This is a genomic window from Paenibacillus antibioticophila (assembly GCF_000455265.1).
In the GTDB taxonomy this organism is placed as follows: Bacteria; Bacillota; Bacilli; order Paenibacillales; family Paenibacillaceae; genus Fontibacillus; species Fontibacillus antibioticophila.
The window spans coordinates 26,781-53,624 of the sequence record NZ_HG005146.1; the positions used below are offsets into that span (position 1 = coordinate 26,781).

Annotated in this window: 25 protein-coding genes, 1 rRNA gene and 1 other RNA gene; 22 read left to right on the top strand and 5 right to left on the bottom strand. The window is 51.5% G+C overall.

Translation table 11 applies throughout. The annotated features are described in order from the left end of the window. Window positions 1-79 precede the first annotated feature (79 nt). Window positions 80-2,149: a transglycosylase domain-containing protein gene (locus TX85_RS25050; RefSeq protein ID WP_044482657.1), complete on the bottom strand. Its 2,070-nt coding sequence runs from the start codon at window positions 2,147-2,149 to the stop codon at window positions 80-82. Window positions 2,150-2,326: 177 nt separating this feature from the next. Between TX85_RS25050 and TX85_RS25055 the strand changes: the two genes are divergently transcribed. Both TX85_RS25055 and speE read left to right on the top strand, forming a co-directional pair. Beyond that, window positions 2,327-3,352 carry an NAD(P)/FAD-dependent oxidoreductase gene (locus tag TX85_RS25055; protein ID WP_044482658.1) on the top strand — a complete coding sequence of 342 codons (1,026 nt, stop codon included), beginning with the start codon at window positions 2,327-2,329 and terminating at the stop codon, window positions 3,350-3,352. A 137-nt stretch (window positions 3,353-3,489) separates the two neighbouring features. Further along, complete coding sequence (gene speE / locus TX85_RS25060) at window positions 3,490-4,317, top strand: polyamine aminopropyltransferase (RefSeq protein ID WP_044482659.1); 828 nt, start codon at window positions 3,490-3,492, stop codon at window positions 4,315-4,317. Window positions 4,318-4,524: 207 nt separating this feature from the next. Here speE and TX85_RS26950 read toward each other — a convergent pair whose 3' ends face one another. Continuing rightward, a complete protein-coding gene (locus tag TX85_RS26950; RefSeq protein WP_148444411.1) occupies window positions 4,525-4,725 on the bottom strand; it encodes a hypothetical protein in 201 nt (66 codons plus the stop codon). 83 nt (window positions 4,726-4,808) lie between these two features. On the opposite strand from TX85_RS26950, the gene TX85_RS25065 reads away from it, so the two are divergent. Both TX85_RS25065 and argS read left to right on the top strand, forming a co-directional pair. Continuing rightward, window positions 4,809-5,243, top strand: a complete 435-nt coding sequence (locus TX85_RS25065) for a DUF1934 domain-containing protein (protein WP_233500861.1) — start codon at window positions 4,809-4,811, stop codon at window positions 5,241-5,243. A gap of 2 nt (window positions 5,244-5,245) precedes the next feature. Continuing rightward, window positions 5,246-6,925 (top strand): arginine--tRNA ligase, encoded by a 1,680-nt coding sequence (gene argS, locus TX85_RS25070; protein WP_044482661.1) that lies wholly within the window; start codon window positions 5,246-5,248, stop codon window positions 6,923-6,925. Between the two features lie 77 nt (window positions 6,926-7,002). Here the strand turns inward: argS and TX85_RS25075 are convergent, their stop codons facing one another. Beyond that, window positions 7,003-8,196: a S8 family peptidase gene (locus TX85_RS25075; RefSeq protein WP_044482662.1), complete on the bottom strand. Its 1,194-nt coding sequence runs from the start codon at window positions 8,194-8,196 to the stop codon at window positions 7,003-7,005. A gap of 162 nt (window positions 8,197-8,358) precedes the next feature. Between TX85_RS25075 and TX85_RS28015 the strand changes: the two genes are divergently transcribed. The 9 genes from TX85_RS28015 (at window position 8,359) to rpmE (ending at window position 17,119) form a co-directional block, all read left to right on the top strand. After that, window positions 8,359-8,490 (top strand): hypothetical protein, encoded by a 132-nt coding sequence (locus TX85_RS28015; protein ID WP_262362724.1) that lies wholly within the window; start codon window positions 8,359-8,361, stop codon window positions 8,488-8,490. Between the two features lie 169 nt (window positions 8,491-8,659). Further along, complete coding sequence (rpoE, locus tag TX85_RS25080; protein WP_044482663.1) at window positions 8,660-9,223, top strand: DNA-directed RNA polymerase subunit delta; 564 nt, start codon at window positions 8,660-8,662, stop codon at window positions 9,221-9,223. 236 nt (window positions 9,224-9,459) lie between these two features. Next, complete coding sequence (locus TX85_RS25085; protein WP_044482665.1) at window positions 9,460-11,061, top strand: CTP synthase; 1,602 nt, start codon at window positions 9,460-9,462, stop codon at window positions 11,059-11,061. A gap of 189 nt (window positions 11,062-11,250) precedes the next feature. Next, window positions 11,251-11,628, top strand: a complete 378-nt coding sequence (locus tag TX85_RS25090; protein ID WP_044482666.1) for a response regulator — start codon at window positions 11,251-11,253, stop codon at window positions 11,626-11,628. Window positions 11,629-11,801: 173 nt separating this feature from the next. Next, a complete protein-coding gene (gene fba / locus TX85_RS25095; RefSeq protein WP_044482667.1) occupies window positions 11,802-12,656 on the top strand; it encodes a class II fructose-1,6-bisphosphate aldolase in 855 nt (284 codons plus the stop codon). Window positions 12,657-12,793: 137 nt separating this feature from the next. After that, complete coding sequence (locus TX85_RS25100) at window positions 12,794-14,047, top strand: UDP-N-acetylglucosamine 1-carboxyvinyltransferase (RefSeq protein WP_044482668.1); 1,254 nt, start codon at window positions 12,794-12,796, stop codon at window positions 14,045-14,047. Window positions 14,048-14,153: 106 nt separating this feature from the next. Next, window positions 14,154-15,497, top strand: coding sequence for a transcription termination factor Rho (gene rho / locus TX85_RS25105; protein ID WP_044482669.1), 1,344 nt, complete (start codon window positions 14,154-14,156; stop codon window positions 15,495-15,497). A gap of 29 nt (window positions 15,498-15,526) precedes the next feature. Then, window positions 15,527-16,795: a radical SAM protein gene (locus tag TX85_RS25110; RefSeq protein ID WP_044482670.1), complete on the top strand. Its 1,269-nt coding sequence runs from the start codon at window positions 15,527-15,529 to the stop codon at window positions 16,793-16,795. A 126-nt stretch (window positions 16,796-16,921) separates the two neighbouring features. Then, window positions 16,922-17,119 carry a 50S ribosomal protein L31 gene (gene rpmE / locus TX85_RS25115; protein WP_044482671.1) on the top strand — a complete coding sequence of 66 codons (198 nt, stop codon included), beginning with the start codon at window positions 16,922-16,924 and terminating at the stop codon, window positions 17,117-17,119. A 52-nt stretch (window positions 17,120-17,171) separates the two neighbouring features. Here the strand turns inward: rpmE and TX85_RS25120 are convergent, their stop codons facing one another. Beyond that, the gene (locus tag TX85_RS25120; RefSeq protein WP_044482672.1) at window positions 17,172-19,121 is read right to left on the bottom strand and encodes a glycoside hydrolase family 127 protein; all 1,950 of its coding nucleotides are present in this window, start codon (window positions 19,119-19,121) and stop codon (window positions 17,172-17,174) included. Window positions 19,122-19,251: 130 nt separating this feature from the next. On the opposite strand from TX85_RS25120, the gene TX85_RS25125 reads away from it, so the two are divergent. After that, window positions 19,252-20,067, top strand: a complete 816-nt coding sequence (locus TX85_RS25125) for a helix-turn-helix domain-containing protein (RefSeq protein ID WP_044482673.1) — start codon at window positions 19,252-19,254, stop codon at window positions 20,065-20,067. A 70-nt stretch (window positions 20,068-20,137) separates the two neighbouring features. Here TX85_RS25125 and TX85_RS25130 read toward each other — a convergent pair whose 3' ends face one another. After that, entirely contained in the window at window positions 20,138-21,436 is a 1,299-nt protein-coding gene (locus tag TX85_RS25130; protein WP_044482674.1) for a stalk domain-containing protein, read from the bottom strand. Window positions 21,437-21,613: 177 nt separating this feature from the next. Here TX85_RS25130 and ffs point away from each other — a divergent pair. The 8 genes from ffs to TX85_RS27130 form a co-directional block, all read left to right on the top strand. After that, an RNA gene (gene ffs, locus TX85_RS26180) (signal recognition particle sRNA large type) lies at window positions 21,614-21,881 on the top strand. A 195-nt stretch (window positions 21,882-22,076) separates the two neighbouring features. Continuing rightward, window positions 22,077-23,849 carry a DNA polymerase III subunit gamma/tau gene (gene dnaX, locus TX85_RS25135; RefSeq protein ID WP_044482675.1) on the top strand — a complete coding sequence of 591 codons (1,773 nt, stop codon included), beginning with the start codon at window positions 22,077-22,079 and terminating at the stop codon, window positions 23,847-23,849. A gap of 68 nt (window positions 23,850-23,917) precedes the next feature. After that, entirely contained in the window at window positions 23,918-24,229 is a 312-nt protein-coding gene (locus TX85_RS25140) for a YbaB/EbfC family nucleoid-associated protein (RefSeq protein WP_044482676.1), read from the top strand. 36 nt (window positions 24,230-24,265) lie between these two features. Continuing rightward, entirely contained in the window at window positions 24,266-24,865 is a 600-nt protein-coding gene (gene recR / locus TX85_RS25145; RefSeq protein WP_044482677.1) for a recombination mediator RecR, read from the top strand. 160 nt (window positions 24,866-25,025) lie between these two features. Beyond that, window positions 25,026-25,733 carry a DsbA family oxidoreductase gene (locus tag TX85_RS25150; RefSeq protein WP_044482679.1) on the top strand — a complete coding sequence of 236 codons (708 nt, stop codon included), beginning with the start codon at window positions 25,026-25,028 and terminating at the stop codon, window positions 25,731-25,733. Window positions 25,734-25,902: 169 nt separating this feature from the next. Continuing rightward, complete coding sequence (locus TX85_RS25155) at window positions 25,903-26,202, top strand: DUF2508 family protein (RefSeq protein WP_044482680.1); 300 nt, start codon at window positions 25,903-25,905, stop codon at window positions 26,200-26,202. Next, complete coding sequence (locus TX85_RS25160) at window positions 26,199-26,462, top strand: pro-sigmaK processing inhibitor BofA family protein (RefSeq protein ID WP_044482681.1); 264 nt, start codon at window positions 26,199-26,201, stop codon at window positions 26,460-26,462. Before TX85_RS25155 ends, TX85_RS25160 begins: the two co-directional genes overlap by 4 nt. A 282-nt stretch (window positions 26,463-26,744) precedes the next feature. Then, window positions 26,745-26,844: ribosomal RNA gene (locus TX85_RS27130) — 16S ribosomal RNA — on the top strand; the annotation flags it as partial.

The following is a 26,844-nucleotide window of genomic DNA, read 5'->3' on the forward strand; positions in this document are numbered from 1 at the left end:
GACCCTACGCCATCGATTTTAATGCTTTTGCGCACTAAAATCGCAGCCTGATCCGATGACACCAGTCTTGCGAACAAAATTAATTCATCCACCACCGCTTCAGATCGCTCCACCAGGACCGGTTTTCCGGCTCCTCTTGAACCGGCAAAGGCGCCAGCTCCTCGGCTTCTACACTTTCGCCGCTATGCTCGGTACAGAATTCCGTCGGCTCCGTTCCTTCCAGGAAGACTACAAGCTGCTTGTCAGGACAGCCCGCGGTGGCCAGCTTGCCGCTGGAAGGATCAATATAGGCGCTTACCACGCCATCCGGCATCGGGAAAATTTTCGGAGGCACCTTCTCCAGCGCCTTTTCCGTAAACTTGGCGAAGATCGGTGCCGCCTTGCGCGATTCGGCCGTTCCAAGCGTTTTTCCCTTGTCATAGCCGACCCAGACTGCAGTCGAGAGCTCCGGAGTATAGCCGACAAGCCAGGCATCCGTACTGGTTGTTCCGGTCTTCCCGGCCACCGGGCGCTGAATCACCTCGGAGACGCGGTTACCGGTGCCGCCCACCTCGAACACGCCCTCCAGCAGCCGGGTGAGCACATAGGCCGCCGCCGGCTCGATGACCTGCTCCTGCTTCTGCTCCTTGGCCTCATAGAGCACATGGCCTTCTTCATCCGTTATTTTCAGCACGGCCACCGGCTCAATCCGCTTACCTTGATTACTGATGACAGCAAAGGCCGAAGCCATCTCGAACGGACTAACCGGAGAGGTGCCTAGCGCTAAAGAAGGAACAGGCGTAAGCGTGCTGGTAATCCCCAGCTTCGCTCCTAATGCAGCGACCTCCTCCGCGCCTACGGTCAGCAGGGTATTTACCGCATAAATATTGTCGGAGGCCGCGATCGCCCGACGCATATCGATCTCGCCCAAATACTTGTCCCCGTAATTTTTCGGGCTGTAAGTCTTGCGATCCTCATCGTAATGAAACAAGGTCGGCTGGCTGTTGAATATGCTGACCGGCGTCATCTTTTTCGACGAAAGCGCGGCCAGATACATAATCGGCTTGAAGCTGGAGCCGGGCTGCCGGGTCTTGGCGAAGACGTGATTATATTGACTGGTCGTATAATTAGTGCCGCCTACCAGCGCCTTCACATAGCCGTTGCGAGGATCGATCGATACCAACGCCACCTCAAGCCCGTCACTTCCTCCCAGCTCTGAGGCGACAGCATCCTCTGCGGCACGCTGTGCATCCATATCCAGGGTTGTGTAGATGCGAAGTCCGCCGCTTTCCAGCAGATCCTCATCGAATCCAAGCTCATTCACGACTACATTTCGGATATAATCGCGAAAATAAGGAGCCTGATCGCCGCCGGTCCGCTGCTGCGGTGATTGAAAGGCAAGCAGCTCCTCATACGCCTTTTCGGCCTCCTCGGCTGTGATCGCCCCGATCTCCTTCATGGCGTTCAGGACGATCTTTTGCCGGTCCTTGGCATTTTTCATATGGTTGTAGGGTGAATAGTAGGTAGGCCCCTTCGGAATCCCTGCCAAAATCGCACTCTCCGCCAGATTAAGCTCCTTTGCGGGTTTGCCGAAATAGAGCTGGGCCGCCGCTTCAATTCCGTAGGCACCCCGTCCGTAATAAATTTCATTTAAATACATATTCAAAATTTCGTCCTTGCTGTACTGCATTTCCAACTGGGCGGTGTACTTGGCCTCCTTAAGCTTGCGGGACCAGGTACGCTCATGAGACAGGTAGAGATTGCGGGCCAATTGCTGGCTGAGCGTGCTGGCGCCCTGCACCTTGTCCATCTCCCGGAGATTGACGAGCACAGCCCGGAGCATTCCCTTTACATCGAACCCGAAATGCTCATAGAACTTCCGGTCTTCGACAGCCAGTGTGGCTTGAATGACCCATGGCGATATATCCTCCAGCTTCACCTGCTGCTGGTTTCGTTCGCCCGTTGTGAACACAGCGATAGCTTGACCCTGCAGATCAAGCAGCTGGGAGTTGCGGTCAGCACCTGCAGGAGGGAGCACGGCCTGATACAGATAGACAAGCAAGCCGCCAAGCAGAACCGCTCCGGCAAGCGTGAAGGCCAGCATGAATTGGAATAACCTCAGCCATTTGCCGCGCCGAGGCTTGCGATTACTGCGTGTTAGCTTCTGCATGCTTATCCCCCCTATATAATAGAATGCCAATGATTGGATGTGCTACTTACCAGTATGGGGAAGAGAAAGGCACTTTATTCTGCGAATTTCATTGACGATGATAATCATTTTCAATTAGAATGAGATTAAAATGATTACTTTAATTTTTATAGAATGCCTTTGAGGAGGAACAGTTGCATGGAGTGTTTTGATGTCACGATTATTGGCGGCGGTCCAGCCGGCATGTACAGTGCTTTCTATAGTGGTATGAGAGATATGAAGACAAAGCTGATTGAGGCAAACGAGGTACTGGGGGGACGCATGCTCCATTACCCTGAGAAGATGATCTGGGATGTTGGCGGCGTGACGCCGATGCCATGCGAGAAGCTGATCGGACAGCTGGAGCAGCAGGCGAGAACCTTCGATCCCGAGATTATTCTTGGCGAGCAGGTTACTCATCTGTCTCTTCAGGAGGATGGCACCTATATTTTAACGACAGCCTCCGGTGAGCAGCACTGGACCAAGACAGTGATTATGGCGGTCGGCTACGGTATGATCAAGCCGGCAAAGCTGGAGATCGAAGGCGCGGAACGTTTTGAAGTGACGAACCTTCATTATACTGTGCAAGAGCTGGAGGTATTTCGCGGCAAGCATGTTCTGATTTCGGGCGGCGGCGACTCGGCAGTCGACTGGGCCAATGAATTGGAGCCGGTAGCGGGGTCAGTTACAATCGTGCACCGGCGGAATGAATTTGGCGGTCACGAGCGAAATGTGGTGCGGATGAAGGAATCCTCTGTCCAGGTTCATACCCCGTATAAAGTTGAAAAGCTCCACAGTGCAGATGGAGAGACGATTAGTCAGGTCACGGTTGCCCATATGGAGTCAGGCGAAACCATGTTCTTTGACGTGGATGCGGTCATCGTAAATCACGGCATGAAGAGCGACTTTGGCCCGGTTCGCAATTGGGGCATCAAGATGGGCGAGTGGACGGCTGAGGTCGACGAGCAGCTGCAGACGGCGCTTCCGGGTGTATTTGGCGCAGGTGACTATATCGATTACACGAACAAGGTTCGGCTGATTGCCGGGACGTTTACCGATGCGGTTCAAGCCGTAAATGGCGCAAAGCGCTTTATCGAGCCGGAGGCAGATCAGTACGCCATGGTATCCTCCCATAACAACCGCTTTAAAGAGAAGAACCGGGCGCTCGGGGCGGCCGAGGAATAGCCCCGGGTACGGCGTGACAGACCTTCTTGGACCTCTCTTGGACCTCTCTGAGTCTCTTCCGCTGTGTTATTCTCGGCCGGGTTTGGTTAAGGTAAGGGTAGCTAAACTATATTTAAGCGGAAAGAAGGGATTGCAAGGTGGAGCTATGGTTCACTGAGAAGCAGACGCCGGAATTCGGAATTACAGCCAAGATCCGCGAGACCTTGGTCACGGAGAAGACAGAGTATCAGGATCTGGCCTTAATAGATACGGAGGAATTCGGAAGGATGCTGGTGCTTGACGGGATGGTTATGACTACCGTGAAGGACGAGTTTGTCTACCATGAGATGGCTGCGCATCCTGCACTCGTTACCCACCCTGATCCCAAGCAAGTCCTGGTTGTGGGCGGCGGAGACGGCGGCGTGATTCGTGAGGTTATTAAGCACCCTCAAGTAGAGAAGGCCGTGCTTGTGGAGATTGACGGCAAGGTGATCGCCTGCTCCAAGCAGTACTTGCCGGAAATTGCGGGCCAGCTTGATCATCCGCGGGTGGATGTGCAGGTAGGCGACGGCTATATGCATATTATTCAGAGCAAGGACAAATATGATGTCATCATCGTCGATTCGACCGAGCCGGTCGGACCGGCTGCACCGCTGTTTGAACGCGGCTTCTATCAGGGCATTCATGAGGCATTGAAGGAAGACGGTATTTTCGTGGCGCAGACCGATAACCCATGGTTCAAGGCAGACCTGATTCAAAAAGTGAACAGGGATGTGAAGGATATTTTTCCGATCGTGCGGGTGTACGGAGCCAATATACCTACTTATCCAAGCGGCTTGTGGACATTCACCATGGGCAGCAAAAAGTATGATCCGCTTGAGGTCGAAGAAGCCTCCGTCCCTGAGCTGGACACCAGGTATTATACGCCTCGTTTGCATAGAGCGGCCTTTGTGCTGCCGAGGTTTGTGGAGGATCTGGTGAAATAGATGGGTTCTAGGCAATGATATGAACAAATAATGAAGAAGCCTGCGCGGTTAGTATTCAGAGGCCGCACGGGCTTTTTTTGGCTACTGGATATTGGATATTGGATATGGATGGATTACCTTGACCCGTGATGATATTGGCCGGAGTGCGCAGGGATGGAAAGCCGTTTTGTACGATATTTCGTACAAGAAATGGTCTTTTCGGGGTAATTACGGTGTTTTATCTGAAAAACCATATAACTTTTCGAGTTTTGGATGCTGTGCATTGATTTTTGTACGATATTTCGTACAAACTGGGTCAAGCAGGCAAGGTTTGAAAACAACTTGTGCGAAAAACCGTACAAAGCTCTTCATATCTCCTGCAAGCGCTCCGGCCGAGGGGCTCCCCGGGCACTGCATCACGTTCAGCAATCCTGCACAGACTCCCGTTCCCTTATTGAATTGGCGCCTCGAACTGGATATAGTAGTACAATAGGAACCATGTATGATATAGAATGGAGATTCAGGACATGCCGGAGCAGACCAGGGCCAGAATTGTGGTGAAGAGCCGACAAGGGCAGGAGGAGACCGTCCAGGAGTGGATGGGGGAAGTCTTTCTCAAAGAAGATGCAACCTATATCCGTTACGAGGAGCCGGAGGAGATCCCGGGCAGCGGAGCAACTCGGACACTGGTGAAGATCACCGGAGGCGCTCTGAAGATTATGCGTCACGGCGGGGTGGATTCGGAGCAGACGTTCGAGGTCGGACGGCGGCTGCCGGGGTTTTATCGCTCACCGCTGACCAGCTTCAATCTCTCGACGCGCACGCGATCTCTGGAGACGAATCTGACGGGGACAACCGGTCATGTAGTCTGTGAGTATGATTTGTATGTCTTTGAGGATTTGTCGGGACATTTCGCGATCAGCTTACATATACAGGAGGAACAGTAACGATGACAGTCAATCCATTGGAAAAAATCAATCAGGCATTAAAGGAAGCGATCGCCGAGGCGATTATCGCGGCGGGCCTGGCGCAGCGGGAGGAAATTCCGGTTATTGTACTGGAGGTGCCGAAGGAAAAGGCGCATGGAGATCTGGCAACGAATGCCGCTATGCAGCTCTCCCGGATTGCCAAGAAGAACCCTCGCCAAATCGCCGAGGAGCTGATCAAGCATCTCGACTATGCCAAGGCGGGCATTGAGCAGGCTGAAATTGCAGGACCGGGCTTCATTAATTTTCGGCTAGGCAAAAGCTATCTGTATCCTGTCATCGAGCAGGTCTACAGCCAAGGGGAAAACTACGGACGAGTGGACGCAGGTCAAGGGGAGCGCATTCAGATGGAATTCGTCAGCGCGAACCCGACAGGAAGTCTTCATTTGGGACATGCCCGGGGAGCGGCTGTGGGGGATGCTTTGTGCAATGTGCTGGACTTTGCAGGCTACGAGGTAACCCGGGAATACTACATTAATGATGCGGGCAATCAGGTCGTCAATCTGTGCAAGTCTATTGAAGCAAGATATCTTCAGGAGCTGGGACAGGATGTTCCGATGCCGGAGGACGGCTATCACGGCGAAGACATCAAGGGCTTTGCCAAGGAGCTTGTCGCCGAGAAGGGCGATGCGCTGCTGTCGATGACAGCCGAGGAACGCGAAGCATTCCTGCGCAGTTATGGGCTGGAAAAAGAGCTGGCCAAGATCAAGCGTGACCTTGGACGCTTCCGGGTTGACTTCGACGTCTGGTTCAGCGAGACTTCGCTGTATGAGGATGGACAAGTAGAAGCCTCGCTCGCCGAGCTTCGCGATAAGGGTCAGACTTTCGAGCAGGATGGGGCTACCTGGCTGCGCACAACCGATTATGGAGATGACAAGGACCGCGTGCTCGTCAAGAACGACGGCACTTACACCTATCTGACACCGGATATTGCCTACCACCGCAACAAGTATGACCGCGGCTTCAACCGCTTGATCAATATCTGGGGGGCGGACCACCATGGATATATTCCACGGGTCAAGGCGGCCATGCAGGCGCTCGGCAAAAATCCAGAGCAGCTTACCGTGCTGATTGCGCAGATGGTGAGCTTGTTCCAGGACGGGGAAAAGGTGAAGATGTCCAAGCGGACCGGCAAAGCGGTTACGATGGTCGATCTGATGGACGAGGTCGGCGTGGATGCGATCCGTTACTTCTTCACGATGCGGAGCATGGACTCCCATCTGGATTTTGACATGGATCTCGCGATTTCGACCTCGAACGAGAATCCGGTTTATTACGTGCAATATGCGCATGCGCGCATTTGCAGCATTTTCCGCCAAGCGGAGGAGCAGGGCGTGGCGATTCCGCAGCCGAATGCGGTGAACTTCAGCAAGCTGACGGCAGAGCATGAATATGATCTGCTCCGCAAGATGGGCGAGCTGCCGGAGGAGATTGCGGTTGCGGCGAACAGCTACGCACCGCATCGTCTGGTGCGCTATGTATATGAGCTGGCAGCAATGCTGCACAGCTATTACCGGGCTGAACGCGTCATTACGGAGGACGCGGAACAGACAGCAGCACGTCTCGTGCTGCTCGGGGCCGTTCGCACGGTCATTGCGAACGTGCTCAGGCTCATCGGCGTGTCCGCGCCGGAGCGGATGTAGTGCCCGCCGCCGCGCCGGCCGCCCTGCCTCTGGCGGGGCTGGCACGCGATGCGGCCGCAAAGCCGGCAGGGAAGTCTCTAGGAGGACTTCCCTGCCGGCTTTTTTGCGCCTGCTGCGGGGGCTTTGCGGCCCCCTCCCCGCAGCAGGCGGGAGGCATTGACCTCCCCCGGCGGGTAGGAGGTCTTGCTCTTGCCGGCCGCGCCTGAGGGCAGCGGCCGGGCCGTGCGCCGCAGCCGCCGCTTGATCTCGGCGGGCGACAGGCCCGGGCGCTGGGCAAGCAGCAGCGCGATGGCTCCGCTGACGTGCGAGGTGGCCATGGAGGTGCCGTTCATCTCCTTGTAGCCGTCGCCCAGCCAGCAGGATTTGACCTTCTCGCCCGGCGCATAAATGTCGATCCGCGAGCCGCGGTTGCTGAACGGAGCGATTCTGCCGTCCCGTCCGGTTGCTCCGACGGAGATCGTATAAGGGTACCGGGCGGGATAATCTGCACCATTGCTCTTCTTGTCGTTGCCTGAAGAAGCGACCACCACAATCCCGGCATTATAGGCTTTGCGGACTGTATTTAGCAGCGCCTGGCTCTTGCTCTTCATGCCGAAGCTCATATTAATGATGTGCATCCGGTTCTGGACGCACCAGTCGATGCCCAGCACAATATCCGAGACATAGGCTGAGCCGTTATGGTCAAATGCTTTGACAGGATGAATGAGCGCGCGCGGGGCAACGCCCATCATCCCCTTGGAGCCGCCTGAGGCGGCAATAGTACCCGCAATATGCGTCCCATGCCCATTATCATCATGCGGGGGACTCATCGGGCTGAGCAGATTAACCCCTCTGGACAAAGAGCTTCGCAGGTCGGGGTGGCTGAAGTCGGCCCCGGTATCAATCACGCCGATTCGGATATGATGTCCTGTGGAGACGGACCAGGCTTCAGAGGCTCCGATCCGGCGAATTCCCCATGGCAGCCCGGAGGACAATTCCTTATCGAGTGCACTTGCCGCCAGGATATTTACAGGCTCATCCTTTTCCGCGATGACCCCGAATTGATCGCGCAGTGTCTTGGGATCCAGAGTGCCCTCAGGACACAGCAAAGCCCCGAGCAGCGGGGAGATGCGAATCTGGCCAAGATTTGGATAGTGCTCTTGCTCTTCTTGCAGCAGGGCAGTGATCTTGCTGTATTGTCCCGGGGAGCTGAATCGGAGAATGTAGCGGCCATTAGGGCCAGAGGCGTTTGTGGTTTCATTCAAATACCGCAGGAAGCTGAATTCATCCATGCATGTAGCCCTCCTGTCCGAAGCGTGTTGAGGTATTGTATGACGCCTCAATGAACCATGAATGGGGTAGGGGCCCTGCTGTGGTAAAATAGGCAGCCCGGCGGCTGTCCCTGACAGAGAAAGCAAGTTTTTTCAGGATGGGCATGCAGGCACCGTGTCAAAGTGCGGGATAAAACATACGATACAGGGAAGGGCTTGAAGGCGCTTCGCCATCTTTTGAAGCTGAAGGGCAGACTTCGCTTCAAAGTGGATACAGTCATGAGGCGGGGGATTTGCTCTCCCGTCTCTTCCTAATGATCTGTCCACGGTTTGGGCACAACTAAAACTTGCTTTTTAATGGCAAATAAGGTTTACTATTTTGTGATATGGATATGTTTATAAGATGCACCGGCCCTCCAGGGCATTGTCATCTTGTAGGACGATTAATAGCTGTTGAACATTGTTGCGAGAGGAAGTGTCCGTAGTGAGTACCCCGCTCAATTTGAAATTGGACCCGGAAAAAGTGCAAGAGATTCCGATGGTCGACTTGGCCTTTATGATCTTGAAGGTGGCGAATACGCCATACTATTACCGAGACTTGATGAACGAAGTTGCAAAGGTCCGCGGAATGTCCGAGGAAGAAATAAATGAAGCCATCGCCCAGCTGTATACGGAGATCAATATTGATGGCCGTTTTGCCTGCGTAGGCACAAATCTATGGGGCTTGAAGCGCTGGTATCCGATTGAACGCTCCGAGGATCCGGTCGGCAATGCCAAGCGTCCGCGCATTATTAATGACGAAGACGATGATTTGGATGATGATTTCTCCGAAGAGGAGGAAACCTACGTCTCTGACGATGATGACTTCGATGCGATTGATGAAGATTCCGATGATGAGGATGAGCTGTTCTCGGATGGCGATGAAGAAGAGGTGGAAGAAGTCGAGGACGATTCTCTTCTTGAGGATGATGACATGGTCGATGAAGAAGAGGAAGAGCTCGATGAGGAGTCGGAGGAAGAAGATTTTGACGAGGACGAAGACAAATAATTGCCTCATAAGATTAGCCTGAAATTGCCTTGACAGGGTTTCTCGTAACGGGTAAACTATTGCATGGGCTTATGAAACAAATTCAAAAAAACTGTTTATAAAAAGTGCCCCGACTTGTTCGGGTGTCACTTTTTTTGTTTTTTTAGGCCTATTTGCTATGTTTTTTGGCGGAATAGGCAACGCTATATGAAGTTATTTTCGATGGGACCCGTACTAATTTAGGAGGTTTTTGGACAGTGGCAAAATATATTTTCGTGACAGGCGGCGTTGTGTCCTCACTAGGGAAGGGGATAACAGCAGCATCGCTCGGCAGATTGCTGAAGAACAGAGGCTTGAAGGTAACGATTCAGAAATTCGATCCGTACATCAACGTAGACCCTGGAACCATGAGTCCTTATCAGCATGGAGAGGTGTTCGTTACGGATGACGGGGCGGAGACGGATCTGGATCTCGGACACTATGAGCGGTTCATTGATATTAATCTGTCCAAGAACAGTAACGTAACAACGGGCAAAATCTATTCCTCGGTCATCGGTAAAGAGCGCCGCGGCGAATACCTGGGCGGAACCGTACAGGTCATACCGCATATTACGAATGAGATCAAGGAGCGCGTATTCCGTGCCGGACGTGAGGCGGGTTCGGACGTAGTTATTACCGAGATCGGGGGCACGGTCGGGGATATCGAGAGCTTGCCGTTCCTGGAAGCCATCCGGCAGATCAAGAGTGATATTGGCCGGGAGAATGTCATGTACATTCACGTGACTTTGATCCCTTATATCAAGGCTGCGGGAGAGGTCAAGACAAAGCCGACCCAACACAGCGTCAAAGAGCTGCGCAGCATTGGAATTCAGCCGAATGTCATCGTCTGCCGGACCGAGCATGAGCTGTCTGATGACATGAAGGCGAAGATCGCCTTGTTCTGCGATATTGATCCAAATGCTGTGGTAGAGTGCCGGGATGCGGATACCTTGTATGAAGTACCGCTTAATCTGCGTGAAGAAGGCTTAGACGAGATCGTCGTTAACCACCTGAAGCTGACGACTCCTGCGCCGGATATGAGCGAGTGGGAAGGCTTGGTAGAACGGATCAACAAGCTGGAGAAGACCGTCGAGATTGCCATTGTCGGTAAATATGTGGCGCTTCATGATGCTTATTTGAGCGTGGTGGAATCCCTCTCCCATGCGGGCTTTGCAGCCAATGCCGATGTGAAGATTCGTTGGGTGAACGCCGAGGAGATTACGGAAGAGAACGTCCACGAGCGTCTGCAAGGCATTGGGGGAATTCTAGTTCCCGGCGGCTTCGGAGACCGCGGCATCGAGGGCAAGATCACCACAATCCGTTATGCGCGGGAGAAACAGATTCCGTTCTTCGGCATCTGCCTGGGCATGCAGGTTGCATGTATTGAGTATGCAAGATCCATGGTTGGATTACAGGGAGCGAACAGCTCCGAGATCGACCCTTCGACGGAATATCCGGTGATCGACCTGCTGCCGGAGCAGAAGGATATCGAGAACCTGGGCGGTACGATGCGCCTTGGACTGTATCCTTGCAAGCTTCAAGAGGGCTCGCTGGCTATGCAGTGCTACAATGATGAGCTGGTATATGAAAGACATCGCCACCGTTATGAGTTCAACAACACCTACCGTGAGGCGATTGAAGCGGCGGGGCTGCGTATTTCGGGTACTTCGCCTGACGGACGCCTGGTGGAGATTGTGGAGCTTCCGGATCATCCTTGGTTCCTTGCGGTACAATTCCATCCGGAATTCACCTCGCGGCCGAACCGTCCGCAGCCGTTATTCCGGGAGTTTGTCAAGGCTTCCCTTACCCGTTCTGAGTAGTCTGTGAAGGGCGTTCATTACATGAAATAACAGGTTCTGGCCCAAAACCCCTAAAATCTACAGGGAAATTTTCACCTTAATTGTTTTTTGAGTCTCTTTTTTCCAAATTAGAAGGGATTTCCAAGAACAAGGCGAATTATTTACAAGTATGTTAATTCCGATGGTGGATCTTGTAGGAGGGTTAGTCTAGTGGAAGAGAAGAAGGTATTAATCGTTGATGATCAGAACGGAATCCGGATTTTATTGATGGAAGTGTTCAGCAGCGAAGGTTACAAAACCTATCAAGCTGCCAACGGCAAGCTTGCTTTGGAAATTGTCCGCGGTGAATCGCCGGATCTCGTTCTGCTTGATATGAAGATTCCAGGGATGGACGGGTTGGAGATTCTGAGACATATTAAAGAAGTCAATCCGGACATCAAGGTCATTATGATGACAGCTTACGGTGAGCTTGATATGATTAAGCAGGCCCGTGATTTGGGAGCGTTGATGCACTTTACCAAGCCTTTCGATATCGACGAAATGCGGGGAGCCGTCAACATGCAGCTGCGCGGAAGTTCCGTGGTGTGATTTTATTCGACAACAAACAGGGACTGTAAGCGGCCGGAGGCGCACTCCGGTCGTTTTTGTTCGTCGAACCGACGCAAGCAGGATTCGTATTTTTGACATGTTGTGGTATAATAATAAGGTGTGAATGTCGGCTAGAGAAGATAATTCCATCATCCTTAGGAGGATTGAAACCCATGCCATTAGTATCTATGACAGACATGTTGAGCAAGGCGCTTGAGGGCAAGTACGCTGTAGGTCAATACAACATTAATAACCTGGAATGGACTCAAGCCATTCTGGCAGCAGCAGAAGCAGAGAAATCTCCGGTGATTCTGGGCGTTTCCGAAGGCGCAGCTCGTCATATGGGCGGCTTCTATACCGTTGTTAAGATGGTAGAAGGCTTGCTTCATGACATGAAGATCACTGTACCTGTAGCGATCCATCTTGACCATGGTTCCAGCTTTGAGAAGTGTAAAGAAGCGATCGACGCCGGCTTTACTTCGGTTATGATCGACGGCTCCCACCATCCGATTGATGAGAACATCGAGATGACGAAGAAAGTGGTTGAATACGCTCATGCCAAAGGAGTATCCGTAGAGGCGGAAGTCGGTACTGTCGGCGGACAAGAAGACGACGTAATCGGCGGTATTCAATATGCTGACCTGAACGAGTGCGTTCGTATCGTGAAAGAGACAGGTATCGATACATTGGCACCTGCCTTGGGTTCCGTGCATGGACCATACCATGGCGAGCCAAACCTCGGCTTCAAGGAAATGGCTGAAATTTGCGAGGCGGTTAAGCTTCCGCTTGTACTTCATGGAGGAACAGGTATCCCTAAACATGATATCGACAAGGCGATCTCCCTGGGTACTTCCAAGATCAACGTGAACACAGAGAACCAAATTGCATTTGCCAAAGTAGTTCGCGAAGTGTTGGCTGCGAAACCGGATGCTTATGATCCTCGTACATTTATCGCGCCAGGCCGCGAAGCGATCAAAGAGACCGTTATCGGCAAAATCCGCGAATTCGGTACTAGCAATAAGGCTTAATTACTCTCAATTGCTTCAATTGAATACAGTGAGATGGAGAGCACACCGCCTAGACGGTGTCTTTCCATTTTCACAGCAAAAAGTTTGGCTCAGTAGAGTGACCGAGCTGCAATTCATGTAGGGGGACCCTTGAGCTTATGGAGAAATTAATGATCAGTGGCGGACGTCCGCTGCGCGGGACTGTAACGATTAGCGGTGCGAAGAATAGTGCGATTGCGCTGATTCCGGCTGCAATTTTGGCAGAATCTGAGGTTGTGCTTGACAATTTGCCTCATCTTAGTGATGTGGCCGTTTATGCCGAGATTTTGGAAGAGCTTGGTGCCCGCGTATCCTGGGAAGAATCCCAAATGCGGATTGATCCTTCCAATATCAGATCCATCCCTATGCCGAACGGCCCTGTCAAGATGCTTCGGGCATCCTATTATATGATGGGAGCATTGCTCGGCAGGTTTAATGAGGCCATTATTGGATTGCCCGGAGGCTGCAATTTTGAACCGCGCCCGATTGACCAGCATATCAAGGGCTTTGAAGCGCTGGGCGCAACGGTTACGAATGAACATGGTGCAATTCATCTGAAAGCGACGGAGCTGCGCGGAGCCAAGATTTATCTGGACGTCAGCAGTGTCGGTGCTACGATTAACATTATGCTGGCTGCTACAAGGGCCAAAGGACTTACAACTATTGAAAATGCGGCTAAAGAGCCTGAGATTATAGATGTAGCAACATTGCTCAATTCCATGGGCGCAAGTATTAAAGGAGCCGGAACCGAGACGATTCGGATCGAGGGTGTGAAGGAGCTTAAGGGCTGCCGGCACTCTATTATCCCGGATCGGATTCAGGCAGGTACTTATATGATCGCTGCGGCAGCAACCCGCGGTGATGTAATGATAGACGGGATTATTCCCAAGCACTTGGAGGCTCTTACAGCAAAGCTGCTAGAGATGGGCGTCTCCGTTGAAGAGCTGGACGAGTCCATTCGAGTGATCGGTACGTCAAGATATGAGCATGTGGATGTCAAAGCGCTGGTCTACCCCGGGTTTCCTACGGACATTCAATCTCCAATGACCAGTCTGCTTACACAGGCTGAGGGCGTTAGCGTGCTTAGCGACTTTGTCTACAGCAACCGGTTCAAGCATGTCCCTGAATTGGTTCGGATGGGGGCGAAGATTCGCGTTGAGGGAAGGTCCGCGATTATCGAGGGCTCCTCATTGAATGCGGCGAAGGTGAAAGCGGCGGACTTGCGCGCCGGAGCGGCACTGGTCGTGGCCGGATTGACCGTGGAATCGGGGGTAACAGAGATTTCGGGAGTCGAACTGATCGACCGCGGCTACGATAACCTGGTTACAAATCTGCGGATGCTGGGTGCGGATGTTTGGCGTCAGGTTGAATAGATAAGGCGATTCTCGCATAATGTGCTTAATATAGGGTAATAATAGAACATTATAGTCTAGCAATTTTTAAGTGTTTCATATAATCGGAAAATAGGTGGTTATTACAATGGATCTGCAAATCGCTGATCTGGAAGGGATGAAGCTGACGGAGCTGTACAAGCTGGCGAAGCAGCATCAAATTCCATATTACGGACAATTAAAGAAGAAAGAGCTGATTTTTTCCATACTCAGAGCGCAGGCTGAATCCAGCGGTCTGATGTTTATGGAAGGCGTGCTGGAGATTTTACCGGAAGGATACGGTTTTCTCAGGCCGATTAACTATTTGCCCAGTACTGAGGATATTTACATCTCGGCCTCTCAGATCCGGAAGTTTGACCTAAGAACCGGTGACCTCGTATCCGGTAAATGCCGGACACCCAAGGAGAATGAAAGATATTTCGGGCTGCTGCAAGTGAATGCTGTGAACGGAGAGAACCCTACGGTTGCTGCAGAACGCTTGCACTTCCCGGCATTGACCCCTTTATATCCACAAGAAAAGCTTGTGCTTGAAACATCCCCGACGCATTTATCCACACGAATTATGGATGTACTTGCCCCAGTGGGCCTTGGACAGCGCGGATTGATCGTAGCGCCGCCAAAGGCAGGTAAGACCTTGCTGCTGAAGGAAATTGCCAATAGTATTTCTACGAACCGCCCCGACATCGAGTTATTCGTCCTGTTAATCGACGAACGTCCAGAAGAGGTTACCGATATGCAGCGTTCCGTTAAAGGTGAAGTGATCGCCTCGACCTTTGATGAACTGCCTGAGAATCATATCAAGGTGGCGGAGTTGGTGCTGCAGCGGGCTCTAAGACTGGTGGAGCATAAGAAAGATGTTGTTATTCTGCTCGATAGCATTACGCGCCTTGCCCGTGCATATAACCTGGTGGTTCCTCCATCGGGCCGCACCTTGAGCGGCGGGATTGACCCGGCTGCCTTTCACCGGCCGAAGCGCTTCTTCGGCTCGGCGCGGAACGTGGAGGAAGGCGGCAGCTTGACGATTCTGGCGACTGCTCTTGTGGATACAGGCTCACGGATGGACGACATTATCTATGAAGAATTTAAAGGCACGGGCAATATGGAGCTTCACCTGGACCGTAAGCTGGCAGAGCGCCGTATTTTTCCGGCTATCGATATCCGCCGTTCCGGTACCCGGCGTGAAGAGGTGCTGTTAACTAAGGAAGAGCTGGATACCATTTGGGCCATCCGTAAGAGTATGAATGATTCCCATGATTTCGTTGAGGGCTTCTTGAAGAAGCTGCGTGATAGCAAATCCAACGCTGAATTCCTGGCCTCATTCGATGCGGCGGGCAATTCCACCGCTTCCAACAGCGGAAGCAGCACTACACGCCGCACCTCCCGTCCGACTTCGAATTCCGGCTCGAGTTCGAGTTCCAATTCTGCGACGTAGTAGTCCAGCACATATAGAAGGAGAACAACATGTATTTAGTATATGCCGATGAACAAGGCCAAGTATTCGACCATCCGTCACTATACGGGCTTGCCCGCAGTGCGGATATGATCGTGGAAATATTGGAGGATGAGTTGATTCCGCTTCCGGATGGGGCGACATTGGTCAGTCTTCCTTGTACACGGCCGATTGGAATGGACCCTGACACCGGGGAGATGACCCCGCTGGATGGCAAGTTCCAGGCTGTCGGAGCCTTGCTGCCTCAGGGCTTCACGCGATTGTGCCTGCCTGGCTATGTGAAGACGGATAAGGAATATAAGCTTCCCTTGTTCGGGTATTCTGCGGTTGTGTGGAAGGAAGGCCAGTTCTATGTAACGGCCCGTCTTTCCGATGATCCGGAGAAATGGAATCCGCTTCACTGTGATCCGTTGGAGCTGAAGAGTCAGGTTAAGGCCTTTAAATCAAAATATCCCGAGAACCGATTGTATGACCATCTGTCGAATTGTGCGCTCGGCTATGAGTGCCTGACTGCATCCAATACATTTCTGAATCGTTGGGAGGGTGCGGTTCCAGTCTCTTATTCCTGTAATGCGGGCTGCTTCGGATGTATCTCTGAGCAACCGGATGACAGCGGCTTCGTCTCTCCACAGACGCGGATGAACTTTCGCCCTCGTGTGGAGGAGTTGGTTGAGGTCATGCTGGAACACTTGAAGACACCGGAGTCCATTATTAGCTTCGGTCAGGGCTGTGAAGGAGAACCCTCCACCCAGGCGAAGCTGATCATCGAGTCCATTCGTGAGGTCCGCCGTCAGACGGACATGGGCTATATTAATATCAACACGAATGCCGGGCTTAGCGATCATATTCGGGGTATTGTCGATGCAGGGCTTGATTTGATGCGCGTGAGCACGATCAGTGCGCTGGATGATCATTATAACGCCTACTATCGCCCGCGCGGTTATACCTTGGCTAATGTTGAAAAGTCATTGAAATATGCATATGATCAGGGTGTATATACTTCAATCAACTATCTGATCTTCCCAGGGGTAACCGACCGGGAGGAGGAACTGGAAGCAATGATAGAATTTGCTCGTCGTACCAAGCTGCGCTTGATACAGTTCCGTAATCTGAATATTGATCCGGAGAGCTATCTGGATTTGATTCCCAAGGCCAAGGGCGATGTGCTTGGGATGAAGCAGGCGATTGAGATTTTTCAGGAGGAGCTTCCTGATGTGGTCATTGGGTCTTACACTCATGTCCCGCCTGCGGAGCTGGCTCGGGTAAAGGCTCGAGTATAACTCCGAAGGATGCAAAATTTCCTGAGATAGACAATTGCGCAGGGAATATCGCCGTGCTATAATCATTTTATGTGTCATGATAACTCTGTGCCCGCATGAGGCCCAGGGCGGAAAGAGGTGAAAGTCATGAAAGAAGCCATTCAACCTAAATATCACGTGACTACAGTTACTTGTGCCTGCGGTAATACCTTTGAATCAGGTTCCGTTAAGCAAGAGCTGCGCGTTGAAATTTGCTCCAACTGCCATCCATTCTTCACAGGTAAGCAGAAATTCTTGGATGCAGGTGGCCGTGTGGATCGTTTCAAAAAGAAATACGGTATCTAATTCTCATGAACAAGGCCATTCAGGATTTTTTCCTGAATGGCCTTTTTGTTGTTTATTCACGTATCCAGGTCAACATTTCTCCCGGATTACGATTGCCCCAAAGCGTATAAGGAACAGCTACAATGCGCGTTGGAACTTTAACTGGCAAAGCAGAGGAATATAATGCTTCCTGCCCGCAGTCCTCTCTTCTGAAGCCTTCAGCCTCCAGCATAACCAGCTCAGGATTCCAATCTGCAGATAGCTCCCGAATCTCGGCATCCGCTGGCAGGGACAAGGAGCTAAGCGGTGCGCTGTTATCGATCTCCTCCAGACAATATAGCAGGGGTCCCCGTTGCAGCGCGACCTTTCCGGCATTGGCGCGAACCTCGGGGTGCGCGTAGATACGGCGGGTCTGAATCGCAAAGTCCAGTAGAAATACATCCCCTCGTTTCCAAGTTCGTTGGACATAAGCATATCCATCACGAATTTCTGGCTCAATGGTCTCGTCAGCGACATGGACTGTGAAGCTGTCGGACCAGGAAGGAACGCGGAATGCGATGGAGAAATCCCCATCTCCCTCCAACTCCATTACACTTAGTTCGACCCGCCCTTGCCATGGCAGGGCACTTTTCATTTTTACGGTTGCACGGCTGTTTCCCAGCTCGAGCTGAGCGTCGCTGCCGATAAATAAATGAGCGTACAGCGTATCTCTGCTTGTAGTGTAAATATATTCGCCAAGCGAGGACAGCAAGCGCGCTACATTGGGAGGGCAGCAGGCGCAGCCATACCACTTCTGGCGAACGGTCTTTACATGTCTCCTGCCCGGATTTCCCTCGCTTGCCTTCGGCCATGCTTCCATCGGGTTCACGTAGAAATAATGCTTGCCGTCGCTGGATATCCCCGCGGTAACCGTATTATAGAGCGCCCGCTCCATAATATCGGCATATTCACTGTTAATTTCGGCTTGCAGCATGCGTTGTGCGAAGAAGATAAGCCCAATGGATGCGCAGGTCTCCGAATAATTGGTTTCGTTCGGAAGGTCATAGTCGAACGTGAAGGCTTCCCCATGATGTGTCGATCCGATACTCCCGTTAATGTACATTTGACGATTCACGATGTTGCTCCAAAGACGTTTGCAGGCAGCCAGCAGCTCATCATCAGCTTTGCGAATGGCTAGATCGGCCATGGCCGTATACATATACACAGCACGAACCGCATGACCAACGGCGATCTCCTGCTCCCTCACTGGCTTATGGGCCTGCCAATAGGCCAGATCAGGCGGTGTGCTTTCTTGCTGGCCGGTCCAATGACTGATGCGGTCACGCTTCGGCCACTCTTCATGGAAAAAGTTCGGACTTTGGCCCCGTTCATTGATCATATAGAAGCTAAGATCGAGGTATTTTTCCTCTCCTGTAACTTCATAAAGCTTGACTAGGGCGAGTTCGATTTCCTGGTGTCCGTCATAGCCATGAATCTGGTGCGGCTCCGGTCCGAAGTGAAGTGCTACAAAATCCGCCGCTTTACGAGCTACGTCCAGCAAGGAGGTCTTCCCTGTCCCGATATAGTAGGCCACCGCTCCTTCGATTAAATGGCCAATCACATACAGCTCATGGCATTCCGCAAGATTGGTAAGGCGTTTCCCTGGTTCTTTGATGGTATAGTAAGTATTGATATATCCGTCCTCTTGCTGAGCGGAGGCAATCAATGCAATGGCTTCGTCAGCAACCTTTTCAAGATCGGGGTTTGGTGTGCTGATCAAGGAATAACCGACGGCTTCGACCCACTTGTATACATCGCTATCCTGAAAAATAAAGCCGTGGAATTCGCCCTTGGATTGGCCGGAGGCGATGCGAAAGTTCTCGATCGCTTGGCTGCGCTCGGCATCTTCGACGCGGTCGTTCAATGCCTCCCATTGATAAGGGATGACGGTATCCCGGACGAGCTGGATGTACGGCGTCCAGTATTTGTCCTGGATCTGGATGCTCTTTAAGCTTAATGGCTTGGTTGCAAGGTGTTCAGACATGAATAAATCACACTCCAGGTGGTAATTTTGGTTGCTTCTATTTCATCATAGAATGAAAGCTTTCTTTTGTCGGTGGGCTGTATAGTATAATAGGTGTTAAAAAATGATCTCTTTTCAGGAGGGATGATGGTTGCTTCCTTTATACCTGGAGCGTCCTCACAAGCTGGTGTCCGGAGGGCAATTCCTGTCCGATGAAGCGTGGACTCATGTCGAGCGAGTTATCGCAGATTATGAGCTGATTATCGGGATTGCGGGCGTCGTGTTCATGGAGGTGGACGGGGTTATTTATGAGGTTCAAGCCGGAGACATTCTTATTTTGCAGCCGGGTGAACGTCATCGGGGATATCGATTATCCCTGCCCGGAGTATCCTTTTACTGGTTTCACTTCTATCTTCCCGAGTCCGTGGATGGAGAGGTATCCGAAGGGTATATTCCTCGTTATGCGGCTTGTCCTCATCCGAGCCGGGTTCATATTCTTGCCCGTCAGCTGTTGCATGCGGCTAATGGAGGCTATCGGATGGCAAGGGCGGGAGATTATTTCTTAACTTGTCTGTTGGTAGAGCTGGAAGAACAACTGGAAGGATCAGGGAAAGAGAGTACCTTCGATCCGCAGCTCAGCCATCTGCTGGAGTGGACTCGAATCCACGCATTGAATGAGGATATTTCAGTAGAGCGAATTGCCAGGGTGATGGGTTATAACAAGGAATATTTATCGCGTATGTTCAAGCGCCGGTTTGGTCTCGGGCTGCTCAGCTACATCCATAAGCTCAAGCTCGAAGCGGCCAAGGAAATACTAAGCTGCACGAGCCAGCCCGTGAAGCAAGTAGCGGACGCTGTAGGGATCAAGGATGACAAGCAGTTCATCAAATGGTTCAAAAAGCTTGCCGGGGTTACGCCTACCGAATATCGTAGAGCCTTTAACCGGACCAGGCTGAATAAGGATTAAAGAAAAAGACAGTCTGCTCATGCTTGCAGACTGTCTTCGGGATATAAACCAATGATTTAATATTTGTGATTTAAGATTTGAATTCTACACTCTGTCTTAGGGAGCTCCATTCATCGGCGCTAATCAGCCCAAGGCGCCACAGAGCAATACCCTTCAGGTCGTAGCGCTTGGCGAGTCCGATCAGCTTGGTGACAGATGCTGCATTTTCGCTGTGCAGGTTCAGGCCCAGGATTAATTTGTCTTTATTCGTCTCTTGCAGAGCCAGGCGAATGGCTTCGTCGACCTTGGCAATCGGTTCAGGTGCAGCTTCATCGCCTGTTGAGCCGCCTGACTTGGTTTGATAATCATAAGCCATAATAATCAGTTCATCAGCCAGTTCCCCAAGGGTTTTGTAATCGTAGCCCTGATAAGATGAATTGAGCGGATGGAGTGCCAGCGCCAGCTTCAGGCCGGATGCTCGGGTCTCCTGGGCAAGCTGCTTTACGAAAGCATTGAAGGAGGAACGGGTGGCCGCTTTATCTGTGGTAAGTCCGAGTCCTTCAAAGTCCAGTAGTATGCCGGAAAATTCCTTGTCCTTTGCCGCTGCAATTATATCGGAGATCGCTTGTTGACGGGCCTCCGCATTCTCGACAATCTTGGTCAATTCACCCTTCACATCAGAGGAATAGACCATCAGATAAGGGGTTGTCCCTGCCGCGGAAGCATCGGCAATCAGACTATCCGCCGTGATCTCGCCAAGCGGCTGAGGCAGCTTGAAGTCTTTGCCCGACTGGGTGAACGTTCCGTTCTCATCGATCCGGCTCCATCCGAAGGCAACCGCGTCTAGTGTGGGAATGACCGGTGCATCGGAGACAGATGAGAGCGCATAGAAGCCAAGTGTATACATATCTCGCTTTGGAGAGGTGATCGAGACGGTCTTGGTAGCCTGATCCCACTGTACTTGCGCACCAAACTGCTGGCTGAAGAAGCTGAGCGGAATGACGGTGCTGCCAGAGATCGAGCGGGGGGCTACGGTCAGGCTTACGCTTTTTCCATTTACAACCGCCTGCTTGCTGTCCAGGGTCAGCAGCACCTCTGTGCGGGTACCGTCTTGCTCCTTCACAGCTTCTATAGTTTTGTTGGATGCGTTCCATGTAACCGAGACACCGAGTGCTTCAGAGATCGTTCGAAACGGAACTAATGTCGTATTCTGAATAATAACGGGACTCACTGTGGTTGCAAGCGGATAGCCGTCTAGCAGGATTTGTATGGAGGATGAAGATGAGCCTGCGGCGTCAGCTGTACGCGGGGTAAATGCAGCAACTCCACTTCCTGCGATCAAGCTGACGGCAAGCAGCATGTTGAGAATATTGCGCTTATTGCGCTTCATGTATGAAGTCTCCCTTCCTGAATCTATCAATCTTCTCTATTATAACGGAATGATAGAGCACATGGAATCGAGTGGTCAGGGGGGAAGTTCCTCCCAACCTCCATTGGAATAAGGAGACAATCCCGGCAACCTTTTCTCGGTTGCTTTTTGTACGGGCATAAGCTATACTTAATTTCACCGTGCTAGATGGGGAGGTAGCGGTGCCCTGTAACTCGCAATCCGCTGTAGCGAGGTTGAAGTCCTGTTAGCGGTCTTGTCGATGTGAGGCCTGGTCTCTACGGCAGACGTTGACGGACGGGTCCTCCGCAATGAGTAATTGTGAACCTGGTCAGGTCCGGAAGGAAGCAGCCATAAGCAGTCCCACTCTTGTGCCGGAGGGGAGCCTGTCCCGAGTTGCGCCTTAGAGGTGCCGCTCGGATCGCAATGATCAATAACAGGTGCACGGTATTCGAACTTAAGAAATGCATCTTTGCCTTGGGCAGAGGTGCTTTTTTTCTGTCTGTTACCATTCACGGAGAAGAAATGCCTGAAGTAGACGAGTTTGTTTGGCTTCACTAATTATGAGTTTTTCTGGAAGGTCGAGTATAGTATAATAGATAGGCGGCGAATGCTGCTTATGGATAGAAAGAAGGTGCCGCAAATGGAGCATATCGCGCTGTACCGGGCCTGGCGACCACAGTCGTTCCAAGACACGGTAGGGCAACAGCATATTATCCGCACGCTTCAGAACGCAATCCGTGAACAAAGGCTCTCGCATGCTTATCTTTTCAGCGGGCCGAGGGGAACCGGAAAGACTACGACAGCCAAGGTGCTTGCCAAGGCGGTCAATTGTGAGAAGGGACCTGCACCGGAGCCGTGCAATGAGTGTGACGCTTGCCGGAGGATTACGGCAGGCTCCGTGATGGATGTGCTTGAAATTGACGCCGCTTCCAACCGTGGGGTCGAGGAAATCCGGGATCTTCGCGAGAAGGTTAAATATGCCCCTACAGAAGTGCGGCAAAAAGTGTACATTATAGATGAAGTGCATATGCTGACAACCGAAGCGTTTAATGCATTGCTGAAGACGCTGGAGGAGCCGCCTCCGCATGTGATGTTCATCTTGGCGACCACAGAGCCTCATCGGTTGCCTGCAACGGTCATCTCCCGATGCCAGCGCTTTGACTTCCGGAGAATTTCCATGGAGGAACAGGTGGAGAGATTGCGTACCATCTGTGAACAGGAGCAGATTACGGCCGAGGAGGCTGCGCTGGAATATATAGCTAGATTGTCTGACGGCGGAATGCGGGATGCGCTCAGTATTTTGGAGCAGATCGCATCGTTCTCGGATGCTCAGGTATCCTACCAGCAAGTGCTGGATATGACGGGCGGAATTCCATCGCACCAGTTCGCCAAGCTTGCAGAGATGATCCATGAAGGCGAGATCGGCGGTATGCTGGAGATGATTGAAGGCTTTATGCAAGAAGGCAAAAGTGCTGATAAATGCATGGAAAATCTCCTCTATTATTTCCGGGACTTGCTGATGATCAAAATGGTGCCCCAAGCGGACAAACTGACAGAGCGCGTGCTGGATGTGCGGGATTTCAGGGAAATGGCGCATAAATTTTCTAAAGCTCAGCTATTTCAGATTCTGGATACACTAAATCATTATCAGACGGAGATGAAATATGCTGTTCAGCCGCAAACCCTATTTGAGGTGGCACTCCTGAAGCTATGCAGTCTGACGTCCGGAGTCAGTGCAGAGGATTCGCCGGTGGCGAGCCATATGTCCCCGGCTTCGGCAAGCGAAGCGACTGCGGGTGTGCCTGCTGGTGAGGTTCAACAGCTTAGACGGCAGGTTGCCGAGCTGGAGCGCAAGCTGGAGCAGGCGCTTAAGAATGGCCTGGCGTCCGGCAGCGGAGACCGTCAAGCTTCCGGCGGCAGCCGTCCTGCGGCTCGAAGCGCTGCGCCCCGGATTTCTTCTCCTTCCAAGATGCCTGCCGGAATGGATGGATATTTGGCTCAGCGGAACAGTCAGGAGTTCCTGGAGGTCCAGGGCAAATGGAACCAGATTCTGCATGCTGTCAAGGAAGAGAAGGTCACGATTCATGCCTGGTTTATGAATGGGGAGCCGGTATCGGTTCAAGAGGATGCTGTGCTGGTAGCCTTCAAGAACGATATTCACCGGGAGACGACGGAGAAGCCGGCGAACAAGCAGTTAATTGAACAGGTGATGGAGCGTCAACTGGGACGCCCGTGCCGCTTGGTAACGATGATGCAAAAGGATTGGAATGATGCGCTTCAAGGTGCGCAGACACCGGCAGCTGAGCCGCTTCAGTTGGAGCCGCCGCCGGAGGACGGGAATGCAAGCCAGGAGCCTTGGGTAGATGAAGCGCTCCAGTTATTCGGGGAAGAGCTGGTGGTTATCAAGGATTAGCTTTTCTTTTCTATTGGATGCCCGTACGATTATAATTATTAAAGACATGTGAAGGAGATGTGAACCCGATGAACAATATGAACCAAATGATGAAGCAAGTGAAGAAGATGCAGGAGCAAATGCTAAAGGCCCAGGAGGAACTGGGAAGCAAGACCGTTGAAGGAAGTGCTGGCGGCGGGGTAGTCACCGTCCAAGTGAACGGACATAAGAAGATCATGTCCTTGACGATTAAACCGGAAGCCGTTGATCCGGAGGATGTAGAAATGCTGCAGGATCTTGTGCTTACAGCAGTGAATGATGCACTGACCAAAGCGGAAGACCTTGCGAACCAGGATATGGGCAAATTTACTGGCGGGATGAAAATTCCGGGCTTATTTTAATTGAACAACCTCTTGAAGTGAAGGAGAATCCTCTCATTGTACTATCCCGAACCGATTGCGAAGCTGATTGAGTCATTTACACGCTTGCCGGGGATTGGTCCGAAGACGGCCGCAAGGCTAGCGTTTCATGTACTGCGTATGAAAGAGGATGATGTTATCGATTTCGCGAAGGCTCTGGTCAGTGTGAAGCGCAATCTGCACTATTGCTCGGTATGCTGCAATATTACAGATACAGACCCATGCCGGATTTGTCAGGACAAGACGCGTGATCCATCTGTGATTTGCGTCGTACAGGAGTCCAAGGATTTGGTTGCGATGGAGCGAACGAAGGAATTTGATGGCTACTATCATGTGCTGCAGGGAGCAATCTCTCCGATGGAGGGACTCGGACCGGACGATATCCGGCTGAAGGAACTGTTGACCCGTTTGAGTGATGAACGCGTCAAGGAATTGATTTTGGCGACTAATCCCAATATTGAGGGCGAGGCTACCGCCATGTACATCTCGCGCCTGGTGAAGCCGTTCGAGCTTCGCGTCACCCGGATTGCCCACGGCTTGCCGGTCGGCGGCGACCTGGAATATGCGGACGAAGTTACGTTGTCCAAAGCGCTTGAAGGACGGCGGGAGCTGCATTAATTCTTTATTTAGTAAGGAAAGAAGATGATTCCTGGTATTCAGGGGTCATCTTTTTTATATTTGAGGGAATAGCTTGCATCTGGAGGTGGGAGAAGTAATAATAGGAAATAAGGAAACTTACCTTAAGTAATTACCTAACAAATTTTCGGAGGTGCGATGAATGCAAATTGAAATATGGTCGGATTATGTATGCCCATTCTGCTATATCGGAAAAAGACACTTGGAGCAGGCATTGGAGCAATTTGCTCATAAGGATCAGGTCGAGGTGTCCTTCAAGAGCTTTGAGCTTGATCCTGAGGTTCAGACTGATCCTGCCGTTTCTATAGATGAATCACTGGCCAAGAAGTATGGTATACCCGTTGCCCAAGCCAAAGAGATGAACGATCAGATGATACAAAGAGCTGCTCAGTCAGGCTTATCCTATAACTTTGATAACATTAAACAAATCAACACTCTGGATGCTCATAGACTGGCGAAGTACGCAGAGAGCAAGGGGAAGGGGGCGGAAATGGCCGAAAAGCTCCTAAAGGCCCACTTTGTGGAATCCCAATTCATCGGGGGCCTCGATACGCTGATCAAGCTGGCAGTTGAAGCCGGGTTGGATCCGGAAGAGACTCGTAACGTATTGAACAGCGGGCAATTTACGGAACAGGTTCGTTCGGAGGAAGCCGAAGCAGCGACCCTCGGCGTGCGTGGCGTTCCGTTCTTCGTCGTTAACCGAAAGTATGCGATATCGGGGGCGCAGCCAGTCAGCTTATTTGCAAAAACTTTGGAAAAGGTATGGCAGGAAGAGCATCCTTCCGCTCCGCTGCAGCAAATTGAATCTTCTCAGGACGCGCTTTGCACGGATGAGAAGTGTGACATCTAATGAAGTAAATCTTCGAAATGAAGTCATCTTCGAAATGAATAATTGCTGTATCCAGCCGGGTCCTCGTGATCCGGTTTTTTGGTTTTATTTTGAAATGTAGAAGAGAGTTCTAAGTTTGTCCTTTCCTCGATACACATGAAATAGACCCGAGGTTAAAGGAGGGATTGAGATGAAGCGTTGGACATTAAGGCCGGATAGCCATTCAAAAATGGCACAGGCAAATAAAGAAGAATCTAATAAGCAGCATCTATACGATGAGGTTATGAAGGCGAGAGCGGAGTGGAGGCTGGCATCTCATGCGTTTCAATACGCCCTTGGAAAGGATGAGGTCGATGTTGCGATCTATACCCTGGAGGCGGCAGAACGGAAATATCAGATCAAGTTGAAGCAAGCCAAGGAAGCGAATGCGTACTGGGAGCCCTTCGGCTATGGGGATTATGTCTGGGATCGAAAGGAGGAGCTAGGATGAAGATTATACTGACTGTAGTGTTGGCAGTATCTTTACTATCCCTGCTGTTCATCGTTTTCTCTAGACGGCTTGGCTTTGCCTGGTTGTCCCGGCTGGGTATCCATGTTGTGGTGGCTGCATTAGGGCTATACGTTGTCAATTATTCGGGTTGGATTGCTGAAGCATACATTCCGTTGAATCCGGTGACATTGACGACAGTGCTTGTTTTGGGGCTGCCGGGCATCGGGCTGTTGCTGGGTTTAAAACTAATTTTGATCTAGGCAGCATATGGCAGTTGACGGGACTTTGTTATCTATGGTACATTATAAATCGCTTCTCCGGTGGACAAGCGCTTTCAAATAACTTCGAAAATGAAGTGAAATAAAAGTGTTGACTTCATCGAAGAGCGTGTGATATATTATAAAGGTCGCCGCCGAGACAATGCGGTGATGAAATGAAGCGATTAAACATCGCGAGTTGATCTTTGAAAACTGAACAACGAGTGAGTATGAAATAGAGAATGAATAATTCTCGTCAGTTTTGAAATGAGCAAGTCAAACACTTTATTGGAGAGTTTGATCCTGGCTCAGGACGAACGCTGGCGGCGTGCCTAATACATGCAAGTCGAGCGGACTTGATGGAGTGCTTGCACTCCTGATAGCT

Coding starts and splice junctions, on each gene's coding strand:
- TX85_RS25100 (WP_044482668.1), top strand. CDS start 12,794: ATGGAGAAATTAATGATCAGTGGCGGACGTCCGCTGCGCGGGACTGTA.
- TX85_RS25155 (WP_044482680.1), top strand. CDS start 25,903: ATGAAGCGTTGGACATTAAGGCCGGATAGCCATTCAAAAATGGCACAG.
- TX85_RS25075 (WP_044482662.1), bottom strand. CDS start 8,196: ATGGATGAATTCAGCTTCCTGCGGTATTTGAATGAAACCACAAACGCC.
- TX85_RS25160 (WP_044482681.1), top strand. CDS start 26,199: ATGAAGATTATACTGACTGTAGTGTTGGCAGTATCTTTACTATCCCTG.
- rpmE (WP_044482671.1), top strand. CDS start 16,922: ATGAAAGAAGCCATTCAACCTAAATATCACGTGACTACAGTTACTTGT.
- TX85_RS25065 (WP_233500861.1), top strand. CDS start 4,809: ATGGAGATTCAGGACATGCCGGAGCAGACCAGGGCCAGAATTGTGGTG.
- TX85_RS25050 (WP_044482657.1), bottom strand. CDS start 2,149: ATGCAGAAGCTAACACGCAGTAATCGCAAGCCTCGGCGCGGCAAATGG.
- TX85_RS25130 (WP_044482674.1), bottom strand. CDS start 21,436: ATGAAGCGCAATAAGCGCAATATTCTCAACATGCTGCTTGCCGTCAGC.
- TX85_RS25120 (WP_044482672.1), bottom strand. CDS start 19,121: ATGTCTGAACACCTTGCAACCAAGCCATTAAGCTTAAAGAGCATCCAG.
- dnaX (WP_044482675.1), top strand. CDS start 22,077: ATGGAGCATATCGCGCTGTACCGGGCCTGGCGACCACAGTCGTTCCAA.
- TX85_RS25150 (WP_044482679.1), top strand. CDS start 25,026: ATGCAAATTGAAATATGGTCGGATTATGTATGCCCATTCTGCTATATC.
- TX85_RS25055 (WP_044482658.1), top strand. CDS start 2,327: ATGGAGTGTTTTGATGTCACGATTATTGGCGGCGGTCCAGCCGGCATG.
- TX85_RS25140 (WP_044482676.1), top strand. CDS start 23,918: ATGAACAATATGAACCAAATGATGAAGCAAGTGAAGAAGATGCAGGAG.
- fba (WP_044482667.1), top strand. CDS start 11,802: ATGCCATTAGTATCTATGACAGACATGTTGAGCAAGGCGCTTGAGGGC.
- argS (WP_044482661.1), top strand. CDS start 5,246: ATGACAGTCAATCCATTGGAAAAAATCAATCAGGCATTAAAGGAAGCG.
- TX85_RS25110 (WP_044482670.1), top strand. CDS start 15,527: ATGTATTTAGTATATGCCGATGAACAAGGCCAAGTATTCGACCATCCG.
- rho (WP_044482669.1), top strand. CDS start 14,154: ATGGATCTGCAAATCGCTGATCTGGAAGGGATGAAGCTGACGGAGCTG.